Raw genomic sequence first — 11,398 nt, 5'->3', positions numbered from 1 at the left:
CCGGTAACAGGCTTAGACGGCCGTGGAGAGGGAGCGATCGCGGATGCTGACCGGCAGGATCAGGGGCCTGAGATGGTGGATCATCGGCATCGTGATGCTGGGCACCATCATCAATTATCTGGTCCGCCAGACGCTGGGCGTGGCGGTGGCGACCGAGCCGTTCCAGGCCGATGTGCCGATGACGAAGGAGGAATATAGCTGGGTGACCGGCGTGTTCCAGGCGTTCATCATGTTGCAGCCGGTGGTCGGATACATCCTGGACAGCGTCGGCCTGCGCACCGGCATGGCGATCTTTGCCACCGCCTGGGGCCTGCTCACCATGGCGCATGGCTGGGTGGCCAGCTGGCAGGGGCTGGCCGCGCTGCGCGCCGCGCTGGGTTTTGCCGAGGGGACGTCGCACACGCTGGGGTTGAAGGTCGTGTCGGAATGGTTTCCGGCGCGCGAACGCGGCTTTGCGGGCGGCATCTATAACCTTGGCGCATCGGCGGGCATCGCGCTGGCCGGGCCGCTGGTCGCCATTTCCATCGTCTGGTGGGACTGGCGCGCAGCATTCTATGTTGCGGGTGTGCTGGCGCTGGTCTGGGTGGTCCTGTGGCTGCGCTGGTACCATACACCGGAAGCGCATCCGAACGTCACCGATGCCGAACGCGCGCTGATCGATCAGGGACAGGAAGCGCATGTGCGCGCCAGCGGCGAAAAGCCGAAGGTGCTGGCGCTGCTCGGCCGCCGCAATTTCTGGGGCATCGCGCTCCCCCGCTTCCTCGCCGATCCGACCTGGGCGACGCTGACCTTCTGGTTGCCGCTCTACCTGTCGGAGGAGCGCGGGCTGAACCTGGGCGAGCTGGCGATCGCCGTCATCCTGCCCTTTGTCGCGGCAGACCTTGGCTGTCTGGCGGGGCCCGCGATCGTGCTTTGGCTGGAGCGGCGGGGCATCGTCCTGATCGATGCGCGGCGCTGGACCTTTACCTTGGGCGCGGCGCTGATGCTGTCGATGATGTTCGTCGGCGGGGTCACCAGCCCCTATGTCGCCGTCGCGCTGCTCAGCATCGGGGCATTCGCGCATCAGGTGCTGTCGGTCACCTGCATCACGCTGGCCAGCGACCTGTTCCGCCGCGACGAACTGGGCACGGTCGCCGGCATGGCGGGGACCATGGCAAATCTGGGCGTGATGATCTTTACCCTGCTGATCGGCGCGCTGGTGACGCGGATCGGCTACGAGCCGTTCTTCATCGCCCTGGCGGTATTCGACCTGATCGCCGCCGCCATTCTGTGGACGATGGTGGTCAAGCCCGGCGCGGTACAACGGGAAAGCGGGATCGTGCCGATCCTGCTGGGCGGCGCTACGACGATCTATCTGGGCGCTGTTGCCGGGATCGATGCGGCGGGCGTGGCGGGCTATGTCGGCTTCGCGTTCGGCGCACTGCTGCTGGTGCTGGGCATTGCCATCGAATTCCGCGCGCGCAGCAGCCGAAAGGGCATCGCATGATCCGCAACCCGATCCTGCCTGGATTCAATCCCGATCCGTCGATCGTCCGAGTTGGCGAGGATTATTACATCGCGACCTCAACGTTCGAATGGTTCCCGGGCGTCCAGATCCATCACAGCCGCGACCTGAAACACTGGCGGCTGCTCACCCACCCGCTGACCCGCGCGAGCCAACTGGATATGCGCGGAGACCCCGACAGCTGCGGGGTATGGGCACCCTGCCTGTCCCATGATGGCGAGCGGTTCTGGCTGATCTATACCGACGTCAAACGCTATGGCCGCACAACGGTTGGCGGCGCATCGGGCGCGAGCCTGCGCGACTTCCACAATTATCTGGTGACGGCGGACAGCATCGAGGGGCCTTGGTCCGACCCGGTCTACATCAATTCCAGCGGCTTCGACCCCTCGCTGTTCCACGCGCCTGATGGTCGCAAATGGTTCCTCAATCAGCTTTGGGACCACCGCCCCGGCCGCAACCGGTTCGCGGGCATCGTGGCACAGGAATATGCGCCCGACGAGCAGCGGCTGGTGGGTGAACGGCACCTGATCTTTCCCGGCACCGAGCTTGGCCTGACCGAGGCGCCGCATCTCTACCACCGCGACGGCTGGTATTATCTGATCACGGCCGAGGGCGGTACCGGCTGGGGCCATGCCGTCACCCTGGCCCGGTCACGCGACCTGCTCGGCCCTTATGAAGTGGCCCCGCACAATCCGGTCCTGACCGCACGCGACCGTCCCCATGCACCCTTGCAGCGGGCGGGCCATGGCGATCTGGTCGAGACGCCGGACGGCACCCCCTGGCTAGTCTATCTGTGCGGGCGGCCGATTCCCAATCGGGGGCGCTGCACGCTGGGCCGCGAAACCGCGATCCAGCCGATGCGCTGGACGGAGGATGGCTGGCTGGAGACGCTGGACGGCAGCGGCGATCCGCAGATCGCGGTGCCGGAGGCGGACCTGCCGGAACTGCCCTGGCTCGACGCGGGACCGCGCGAGAATTTCGATGGCCCGGACCTGCCCGTCGACTTCCAGTGGCTGCGCACGCCGCACCCCGAGCGGCTGTTCTCGCTGACCGAACGGCCCGGCCATCTGCGGCTGTATGGCCGGGAGACGATCGGCAGCCTGTTCGAGCAAGCACTGGTCGCCCGGCGGCTTCAGGCACACTGTGTCACCGTGACGACGCGGATCGAGGCGTCGCCGCAGCATTACCAGCAGGCGGCGGGGCTGGTCGCCTATTACAACAGCGGCAAGTTCCATTACCTGCATTTGACGCATGACGCAGAGATCGGCCTGCATCTGCGCGTCATGTCCGCCCTGCCCGATGCGACGACGGCGGATGCCTTTTCTGCCCCCGTGCCGGTGCCGCCGGGGCCGCTGGAGTTGCGCATGGCGATCGATTTCGAACGGCTTCGCTGCGCCTGGCGACCGGCTGGCGAGACGGCCTGGCGCTGGCTGCCGGAACTGTTCGACGCCAGCATCCTGTCGGACGAGGCGACGACGCCCGGCGCGCCCAACTTCACCGGCTGCTTCGTCGGTGTGGCGGCACAGGACATGGCGGGCACGGCAATGTCGGTCGATTTCGACTGGTTCGACTATGTCGAGCGCGATTATGCGGCGGATGTGGGCGAGCTTGCCTGACCGTTCGCCCTGAGCTTGTCGAAGGGCTGCACTTCTTCGATCCGCAATGCGCACGGCCAACAGAAAGGGCAGTGCTTCGACAAGCTCAGTACGAGCGGACGATAGGATCAGGCGCCTCGGCCGACCGGCAGGCCCTCGACCCTATCGCCCAGCCAGCGCCGCCCGGTCCTCTTCGCCCGCGATCAGGCTGGCGACCCGTTCCGCGCCCACATCGCCCTCATTGCCGCGTCGTCCGATCAGCTGGCTCGCCCGCTGGAACCGGGCGAGCGCATCTTGAAACTCGCCGCGCGATTCGGCGCACAGGCCCAGGTTGAACGCCAGCGACGGATGATCCGGCAGTTCCGGCTCCATCGCCGCCCATGCCGCGCAGGCACCGGGCAGATCGCGCTGGGTTTGCACGACGGCCGCCTTGAACCGGTTGCCGACATCCTTCGGCATCCCCGACCGGCTTTCCCGGAAGCGGATCGAATAGCGGCGGACGGACGGCGTGATATCGCTGGCCAGATTGGCGGCGATGGTCTGGATCATGCCGCGCACCGTTTCCTCGGCGGTGCGCTGCGGGTTTTCGCCGGGACAATAGCTCACCTCGTCGCGCAAGGGCCGTTCGGCGGACATCACCACCGCCCCATCCTCGCGGCGGACCAGCCGCAGGTCAGCGGTCAGGTTGATGACGCGCCGGGTGCACTGCTTCGGCTTCATCTCCTTCTTGACGCACTGCTTGTCCTTTTCCTCCACGCATTCCTCGCGGCTGAGCTGGATTCGGTTGGTCTCGACGCCTGAGGTGACGACGCCGGACAGGATCGCATCGACCTCATCCGTGCCGCCGCCCATGCGCCGCGACAGGCTGACCACCGTGAAATGCCTGCCACCCGCGAGCGCCCGCTCGATCGCAAGCGCGGTCGCCGGGCCGTCCTGCCCGTCGAAGCGGTCGATGCCGATCCGCGTCAACAGGCTCGCCTCGCGGTTGGGGGCAGGGAAGAAACCCTCCATCGTCACGCTTTCGGCATGGGCCACGCCCGCCCCCAGCATCACTGCCGCAGCGCCCAGAATCACTTTACGCATAGCAATCCCCCCGATCGACCGTCCCCAGCCTAGCGCGACAGGCGGGGAGGGAAAACCCGCAGGATGACGCGGGCGGCTACCTGTTCCGCCGCGATCATCGGCGTTTCCTTCCTCCTCACTCCACCGAGTGGGCGCTGACGCCCCAGCGGCTCGCCAATTGACTGAGCAGCCGGTCGAGCGTTTCGCGCTCTTCCCCGGTCAGTACGCCGAACAGCGCCGCTTCGTTCGCGTCCGCGACTTCCGCCAGCAACGGCACCAGCGCCGCGCCCTGCCCGGTCAGCGCCAGCGTCTGGAACCGCCGGTCCGCCCGGCCCCCCGCCGCGCGTACCAGCAGCCCCTTTGCCCGCAGCCGGTCTACCAGCTTGGTGATCGCGCCCCGCGTCATGCCCATCCGGCTGGCCAGTTCGCTCGGAGGCACGGCCCCCGCGCCGTAAAGTTCGCGCAGCAGCACCCATTCGGCCACCGACACCCCCTTCGCCTCCAGTGCGCGAGCGGACCGGTGCGACACATGGTTCGACACCAGCCGCAGCCAATATCCCAGATGATCGTGCAGCGCAGAAGGCATGGTCATTCCATTCGATGATCCCAAGGAAACTTACGACAACTGGTTTCCTAGTCAACCAGATGGCCGGCAGTGCTTGCGTCCGGTGCATCCCGGTGCTAACCGCGCCGCGACTTCGGGTGGATGCCAGGTGCTCCGCCCTTTCATCGTTCCAGTTGGGGAAAAAGGGCGGGTGGATCATTCCGGCGGACTTCAGGCAGGGTTGAACGGGCGCTACGCGATCGCGCTGTTCGATCTGGCCCGCGAAGCAAAGGCGATCGAATCGGTCGAGGTGAGCCTGGCGACGATCAAGGCCGCGCTGGCCGAATCGGATGATCTGGCAGCGTTGACCACCAGCCCGCTGATCGCGCGTGCGGCCAGCATGGCGGCAATCGACGCGGTGGCGCGCGAACTGGCGATCGACCCCATCACCACCAAGTTCCTGGGTGTGCTGGCGCAGAATGGCCGCCTGGCCGCCCTGCCCGCGATCATCCGCGCATTCGGCCAGCTTGCCGCCAGCCATCGCGGCGAAGTGACGGCAGAGGTCACCTCCGCCCACCCCCTGACCGACGATCAGGTCACCGAGCTGAAGCAGCAGTTGCGCACCCGCATGGGCCGCGACGTGGCCGTCGACCTGTCGGTCGATCCCGCGCTGCTCGGCGGCCTCGTCGTCCGCATCGGATCCCAGATGATCGATTCGTCGATCCGCACCCGTCTCAATTCTCTCGCCAACGCGATGAAAGGCTAAGGCACTTCTCATGGATATTCGCGCCGCAGAAATCTCGAAGGTCATCAAGGACCAGATCGCCAATTTCGGCACCGAGGCGGAAGTCTCCGAAACCGGCCAGGTGCTGTCGGTCGGCGACGGCATCGCGCGCATCTATGGTCTGGACAATGTCCAGGCGGGCGAGATGGTCGAATTCGCCAATGGCGTGCAGGGCATGGCCCTGAACCTGGAAGCGGACAATGTCGGCGTCGTGATCTTCGGATCGGACAGCGAGATCAAGGAAGGCGACACCGTTCGCCGCACCAACACCATCGTCGACGTGCCGGTCGGCCGCGGCCTGCTGGGCCGTGTCGTTGACGGCCTGGGCAACCCGATCGACGGCAAGGGGCCGATCGTCGCCGAGAAGCGCAGCCGCGTCGAGGTGAAGGCGCCGGGCATCATCCCGCGCAAGTCGGTGCACGAGCCGATGCAGACCGGCCTGAAGGCGCTGGACGCCCTGGTGCCCGTCGGCCGTGGCCAGCGTGAGCTGATCATCGGCGACCGTCAGACCGGCAAGACCGCCGTCGCGATCGACACCTTCATCAACCAGAAGGGCGTCAATGCCGGCACCGACGAATCGAAGAAGCTTTATTGCATCTATGTCGCCGTCGGCCAGAAGCGCTCGACCGTCGCGCAGATCGTGAAGCAGCTCGAGGAAAACGGCGCGATGGAATATTCCATCGTCGTCGCCGCAACCGCGTCCGAGCCTGCCCCGCTGCAGTTCCTGGCGCCCTATACCGGCTGCGCCATGGGCGAGTATTTCCGCGACAACGGCATGCACGCGGTCATCGTCTATGACGATCTGTCCAAGCAGGCCGTGGCCTATCGCCAGATGTCGCTGCTGCTGCGCCGCCCGCCGGGCCGCGAAGCCTATCCCGGCGACGTGTTCTATCTCCACTCGCGCCTGCTGGAGCGCGCGGCGAAGATGAACGATGCCGAGGGTGCCGGTTCGCTGACCGCCCTGCCGATCATCGAAACGCAGGCGGGCGACGTGTCGGCCTATATCCCGACCAACGTGATCTCGATCACCGACGGCCAGATCTTCCTGGAAACCGAGCTGTTCTTCTCCGGCATCCGCCCGGCGATCAATGTCGGCCTGTCGGTCAGCCGCGTCGGCTCCGCTGCGCAGACCAAGGCGATGAAGAAGGTCGCCGGCTCCATCAAGCTGGAGCTGGCCCAGTACCGCGAAATGGCCGCCTTCGCTCAGTTCGGGTCGGACCTGGACGCCTCGACGCAGAAGCTGCTCAATCGCGGTGCGCGCCTGACCGAGCTGCTCAAGCAGCCGCAGTTCAACCCGATGCCGTTCGAGGAACAGGTCGTGTCGATCTTTGCCGGCACGCAAGGGTTCATCGACGCCGTGGCAGTGCAGGACGTGGTCCGGTATGAAGCGGCGATGCTGTCCTGGATGCGCGCCAACCACGCCGACGTGCTGACGACGATCCGCGACAGCAAGGACCTGTCCGACGACACGCGCGCCAAGCTGAAGGACGCGCTGGCGGCGTTCGGCAAGACCTTCGCTTGATCTAGCGTGCTCCTGCGAAGGCAGGAGCCCAGAGCCCTGAGCGGCTCGCCAAATGCTCTGGGCCCCTGCTTCCGCAGGGGCACAAGAAGGAAGACGGTAAGTGGCAACGCTGAAGGCGCTGAAAATCCGGATCGGGTCGGTCAAATCGACCCAGAAGATCACCAAGGCGATGAAGATGGTCGCCGCTGCCAAGCTGCGCCGCGCGCAGGAGGCGGCGGAGGCCGGGCGCCCCTATGCCGAGCGGCTTGAAGCGGTGGTGGCCAGCCTGGCCGCAAAGGTCGGCCAGCAGGCCGGCGGTCCGTTGCTGCTGTCCGGCACGGGTCGGGACCAGGTGCACCTGATCGTCGTCGCCACATCGGACAAGGGCCTGGCCGGTGCGTTCAACACCAACATCGCCCGCGCCGCCCGCCGCCGTGCCGAGGAGCTGCGCGCCGAGGGCAAGACGGTCAAGTTCTACACCATCGGCCGCAAGGGACGCGGCGTGCTGGCCCGCAGCTACAAGGGCGATATCGTCCATTCGATCGAGCCGGGCGACCTGGGCAAGCTGGGCTTTGCCGAGGCCAAGGGCTATGCCGATGATCTGATCGCACGGTTCGAGCGCGGCGAGTTCGACGTCGCTCACCTGTTCTATGCCACGTTCAAGTCGGTGCTGACCCAGGTGCCGACCGAACAGCAGATCCTGCCGGTCAAGGTGCCAGCCGCCGCCGTCAACGACGCCAGCGGCGCGGTGGTCGAATATGAACCGGACGAGGAATCGATCCTGGCCGACCTGTTGCCGCGCAACGTCGCCATCCAGCTGTTCCGCGCCATGCGCGAGAATGCGGCCTCGGAACAGGGCAGCAAGATGACCGCGATGGACAACGCCACGCGCAACGCCGGCGACCTGATCAAGCGGCTGAACATCGAATATAACCGCCAGCGTCAGGCGGCGATCACGACCGAGCTGGTCGAGATCATTTCGGGTGCCGAGGCGCTGTAATGATCCGCGCCGTCGCCCTTTCCCTGTTCGGCGTCCTTGCGCTGTCGGCCTGCGAGCCGCAGCCGACGGTGCTTGAGAATGAGGCGGCGGTCGCAAACGACGTGGCGGCGATGGCCGGTCCGGATCGGCTGTTCGCTGCGCCCCAGGCGGCCATCGGCGCGGCCAGGCAGTTCGGGTTCCAGCCGACCGACTATGCGGCAAAGGATGGCGGGTTCACCAGCACCGGCACGGCGGTGATTTCGGACCCCGCCGCCGCCAGCCCCAATCGCGTCGATTTCGCAGCGACCGGCCCGTCGGGCGATGCGATCGATACCATCCGCTTCACGCTGTTGCTGACCGACACTGCCAATGCCGATGCCGCCCGCCAGCGGACGGCCGCGCTGGTCCGCGATTATCTGGGCCAGTTCGACCTGGCCGACGACGCCGTTTTCGATGCCGTTGCCGGGGGCCAGGAAGCTCGCGGCACCATCAGCGGTGCCGCCGCCTTTACCGTTGCGCCCACGGGCGAGACCATCACCGTCACCCTAACCCCGCCGACGCCGTCCGCGTCCGCCTGACCTTTCGCAAGCTGAGGACTGAACCATGGCAACCGCGCCTGAACTGACCCGCCCCACCACCGGCAGCAACAATGTCGGTCGCATTTCCCAGGTGATCGGCGCCGTCGTCGACGTGACGTTCGACACCAACCTGCCCGCCATTCTGAGCGCGCTGGAAACCAGCAACAACGGCCAGCGGCTGGTGCTGGAAGTCGCTCAGCATCTGGGCGAGAACACCGTCCGCACCATCGCGATGGATTCGACCGAGGGCCTGACCCGCGGCCAGACCGTCACCGATACCGGCGCGCAGATTTCGGTGCCCGTCGGCCCCGCGACGCTCGGCCGCATCATGAACGTTGTCGGCGAGCCGATCGACGAGCGCGGCCCGGTCGCCACCGACCTCAAGTCGCCGATCCATGCCAAGGCGCCTGAGTTCATCGATCAGTCGACCGACAGCGCAATTCTGGTCACGGGCATCAAGGTGATCGACCTGCTCGCCCCCTATGCCAAGGGCGGCAAGATCGGCCTGTTCGGCGGCGCGGGCGTCGGCAAGACCGTGCTCATCCAGGAACTGATCAACAACATCGCCAAGGGCCATGGCGGCACGTCGGTGTTCGCGGGCGTGGGCGAGCGGACGCGTGAGGGCAACGACCTGTATCACGAATTCCTCGACGCGGGCGTCATCGCCAAGGATGCCGACGGCAACGCGATTTCCGAGGGGTCCAAGGTCGCGCTGGTCTATGGCCAGATGAACGAGCCGCCCGGCGCCCGTGCCCGCGTCGCCCTGTCCGGCCTGACCATCGCGGAATATTTCCGCGACGTTGAGGGACAGGACGTGCTGTTCTTCGTCGACAACATCTTCCGCTTCACCCAGGCGGGCGCTGAAGTGTCGGCGCTGCTCGGCCGCATCCCGTCGGCCGTGGGCTATCAGCCGACCCTGTCGACCGACATGGGCGCGCTGCAGGAGCGCATCACCTCGACCAACAAGGGCTCGATCACCTCGGTTCAGGCCGTGTACGTGCCCGCCGACGACTTGACCGACCCGGCGCCGGCCACCTCGTTCGCGCACCTTGACGCGACGACCGTGCTCAACCGCGCGATATCGGAGCTCGGCATCTATCCGGCGGTCGATCCGCTCGATTCGACCAGCCGCGTGCTCGAGCCGCGCATCGTCGGCCAGGAGCATTACGAAACCGCCCGCGCCGTCCAGTCGATCCTTCAGAAGTACAAGTCGCTGCAGGACATCATCGCCATCCTCGGCATGGACGAGCTGTCGGAAGAGGACAAGCTGACCGTCAGCCGCGCGCGCAAGATCCAGCGCTTCCTGTCGCAGCCCTTCCACGTCGCCGAAGTGTTCACCGGCATCGCCGGCAAGTTCGTCCAGCTGGAAGACACGGTGAAGTCGTTCAAGGCGGTGGTGAACGGCGAATATGACCACCTGCCCGAAGCCGCCTTTTACATGGTCGGCGGCATCGACGAGGCGGTGGAAAAAGCCAAGAAGCTGGCGGCTGACGCTTAATTGGATTTAGCCCTCTCCCCTTCAGGGGAGAGGGTTGGGAGAGGGGGCGTGCCGCAAGCCACCCGCTCTCCGACTGCCCCTCTCCCCAGCCCTCTCCCCTGAAGGGGAGAGGGAGAAGGTAATGAACATGCTGCACTTCGAACTCGTAACCCCCGAAAAGCTGCTCCGCTCGGAGCAGGTGCACATGGTCGTCGTTCCCGGCAGCGAAGGGGATTTCGGTGTGCTGGAGGGCCATGCGCCGATGATGTCGACGATCCGCGACGGCCAGCTTGCCATCTATCGCAGCGAGCGGGGCGAGCCGGAAGTCGTGGCCGTCAGGGGCGGCTTTGCCGAGGTGAACGAGCGCGGCCTGACCGTGCTGGCCGAACAGGCGGGCTGAACCACACCCCATCATGGGACGAAAACGGGGGGCGGCGCGGGAGCGCTTGCCCCCCTTTTTCATTGGCGGCGAAGTGCGTCCGTTCTATCGTCATGCGATGTGGATCGTTCGTCTCGCCCCCGTTGTCGCGCTTGTCGCCCCGTTCGCCGCCGTATCGGCTCAGGAACCGCTGACCGGCTATACCCTGGCCTGGGCCGACGAATTCGACGCGCCGGGCCTGCCCGATACCGGTCGCTGGACCTATGACACCCATCGCAATGCCGAGGGGTGGTATAATGACGAAGCGCAATATTACGCCGCCAACCGGGCCGAAAATGCCCGCGTCGAAAACGGGCACCTGATCATCGAGGCGCGCAAGGAAACGCTCGACAAGAGCCGCTTTCGCGATTTCGGCGGCCAGGCATATACATCCGCCCGCATGATCAGCGCGCCGACGAACTGGACCTATGGCCATGTCGTCACCCGGGCAAAGTTGCCCTGCGGACGCGGCACCTGGCCCGCCATCTGGATGCTGCCCGCCGCATCCGATGCGGGCTGGCCGCGCGGTGGCGAGATCGACATCATGGAATATGTCGGGCACACCCCCGGCGTCGTCCACGGATCGGTCCATACCGATGCGTTCAACCATATCCGCAACACGCACAAGACGGGCACCCAGCCCGTCACCGACGTCTGCGAAGCGTTCCACGATTACAGCGTCACCTGGACGCCGGAGGCCGTGGAGATCGCCATGGACGGCAAACCCTATTTCCGGTTCGACAATGACGGCAAGGGCGACCGGGCGACATGGCCGTTCGACAAGCCTTTTCGCCTCATCCTGAACATCGCCGTCGGCGGCACCTGGGGCGGCAGCAAGGGCATTGACGACGCCGCATTTCCGCAACGGATGGAGGTCGATTACGTCCGTTATTATCGCAAGGCGGATTGAACGACCCTCGACATCATTGATCCTTCCCCCTGGCGGGGAAGGAAGA

At 66.1% G+C, this 11,398-nt stretch carries 11 protein-coding genes; 9 read left to right on the top strand and 2 right to left on the bottom strand.

What is annotated here, in order from left to right:
- The first annotated feature begins 43 nt into the window (after positions 1 to 43).
- Positions 44 to 1,486 carry an MFS transporter gene (locus ACPVPU_RS07030; RefSeq protein WP_448660255.1) on the top strand — a complete coding sequence of 481 codons (1,443 nt, stop codon included), beginning with the start codon at positions 44 to 46 and terminating at the stop codon, positions 1,484 to 1,486.
- Positions 1,483 to 3,120: a glycoside hydrolase family 43 protein gene (locus ACPVPU_RS07025; protein ID WP_448660254.1), complete on the top strand. Its 1,638-nt coding sequence runs from the start codon at positions 1,483 to 1,485 to the stop codon at positions 3,118 to 3,120. Before ACPVPU_RS07030 ends, ACPVPU_RS07025 begins: the two co-directional genes overlap by 4 nt.
- Before the next feature lie 141 nt (positions 3,121 to 3,261).
- Here the strand turns inward: ACPVPU_RS07025 and ACPVPU_RS07020 are convergent, their stop codons facing one another.
- Both ACPVPU_RS07020 and ACPVPU_RS07015 read right to left on the bottom strand, forming a co-directional pair.
- Entirely contained in the window at positions 3,262 to 4,182 is a 921-nt protein-coding gene (locus ACPVPU_RS07020; protein WP_448660253.1) for a hypothetical protein, read from the bottom strand.
- A 115-nt stretch (positions 4,183 to 4,297) separates the two neighbouring features.
- The gene (locus ACPVPU_RS07015) at positions 4,298 to 4,753 is read right to left on the bottom strand and encodes a MarR family winged helix-turn-helix transcriptional regulator (protein WP_448660252.1); all 456 of its coding nucleotides are present in this window, start codon (positions 4,751 to 4,753) and stop codon (positions 4,298 to 4,300) included.
- Between the two features lie 163 nt (positions 4,754 to 4,916).
- On the opposite strand from ACPVPU_RS07015, the gene ACPVPU_RS07010 reads away from it, so the two are divergent.
- The 7 genes from ACPVPU_RS07010 (at position 4,917) to ACPVPU_RS06980 (ending at position 11,352) form a co-directional block, all read left to right on the top strand.
- Positions 4,917 to 5,471 carry a F0F1 ATP synthase subunit delta gene (locus ACPVPU_RS07010; protein WP_448660251.1) on the top strand — a complete coding sequence of 185 codons (555 nt, stop codon included), beginning with the start codon at positions 4,917 to 4,919 and terminating at the stop codon, positions 5,469 to 5,471.
- 10 nt (positions 5,472 to 5,481) lie between these two features.
- The gene (gene atpA, locus ACPVPU_RS07005) at positions 5,482 to 7,011 is read left to right on the top strand and encodes a F0F1 ATP synthase subunit alpha (RefSeq protein WP_448660250.1); all 1,530 of its coding nucleotides are present in this window, start codon (positions 5,482 to 5,484) and stop codon (positions 7,009 to 7,011) included.
- 100 nt (positions 7,012 to 7,111) lie between these two features.
- Positions 7,112 to 7,990, top strand: a complete 879-nt coding sequence (locus tag ACPVPU_RS07000) for a F0F1 ATP synthase subunit gamma (protein ID WP_448660249.1) — start codon at positions 7,112 to 7,114, stop codon at positions 7,988 to 7,990.
- Positions 7,990 to 8,547, top strand: a complete 558-nt coding sequence (locus ACPVPU_RS06995; RefSeq protein ID WP_448660248.1) for a hypothetical protein — start codon at positions 7,990 to 7,992, stop codon at positions 8,545 to 8,547. The genes ACPVPU_RS07000 and ACPVPU_RS06995 overlap by 1 nt, the downstream gene beginning before the upstream one ends.
- Before the next feature lie 25 nt (positions 8,548 to 8,572).
- Complete coding sequence (gene atpD / locus ACPVPU_RS06990; RefSeq protein WP_448660247.1) at positions 8,573 to 10,045, top strand: F0F1 ATP synthase subunit beta; 1,473 nt, start codon at positions 8,573 to 8,575, stop codon at positions 10,043 to 10,045.
- Positions 10,046 to 10,172: 127 nt separating this feature from the next.
- On the top strand, positions 10,173 to 10,424 hold the full coding sequence (locus tag ACPVPU_RS06985; protein ID WP_448660439.1) for an ATP synthase F1 subunit epsilon: 252 nt from the start codon (positions 10,173 to 10,175) through the stop codon (positions 10,422 to 10,424).
- 97 nt (positions 10,425 to 10,521) lie between these two features.
- Positions 10,522 to 11,352: a glycoside hydrolase family 16 protein gene (locus tag ACPVPU_RS06980; RefSeq protein WP_448660246.1), complete on the top strand. Its 831-nt coding sequence runs from the start codon at positions 10,522 to 10,524 to the stop codon at positions 11,350 to 11,352.
- The last annotated feature ends 46 nt before the right edge of the window (positions 11,353 to 11,398 follow it).

The organism is Sphingomonas paludis, assembly GCF_053502515.1.
Note: the sequence above shows the minus strand (reverse complement) of the source record. Positions and strands in the feature narration are given on the sequence as shown.

Bases quoted from the DNA above. Each gene is read 5' to 3' on its own strand.
- ACPVPU_RS07030 (WP_448660255.1), top strand. From the start codon at position 44: ATGCTGACCGGCAGGATCAGGGGCCTGAGATGGTGGATCATCGGCATC.
- ACPVPU_RS07025 (WP_448660254.1), top strand. From the start codon at position 1,483: ATGATCCGCAACCCGATCCTGCCTGGATTCAATCCCGATCCGTCGATC.
- ACPVPU_RS07020 (WP_448660253.1), bottom strand. From the start codon at position 4,182: ATGCGTAAAGTGATTCTGGGCGCTGCGGCAGTGATGCTGGGGGCGGGC.
- ACPVPU_RS07015 (WP_448660252.1), bottom strand. From the start codon at position 4,753: ATGACCATGCCTTCTGCGCTGCACGATCATCTGGGATATTGGCTGCGG.
- atpA (WP_448660250.1), top strand. From the start codon at position 5,482: ATGGATATTCGCGCCGCAGAAATCTCGAAGGTCATCAAGGACCAGATC.
- ACPVPU_RS06995 (WP_448660248.1), top strand. From the start codon at position 7,990: ATGATCCGCGCCGTCGCCCTTTCCCTGTTCGGCGTCCTTGCGCTGTCG.
- atpD (WP_448660247.1), top strand. From the start codon at position 8,573: ATGGCAACCGCGCCTGAACTGACCCGCCCCACCACCGGCAGCAACAAT.
- ACPVPU_RS06985 (WP_448660439.1), top strand. From the start codon at position 10,173: ATGCTGCACTTCGAACTCGTAACCCCCGAAAAGCTGCTCCGCTCGGAG.
- ACPVPU_RS06980 (WP_448660246.1), top strand. From the start codon at position 10,522: ATGTGGATCGTTCGTCTCGCCCCCGTTGTCGCGCTTGTCGCCCCGTTC.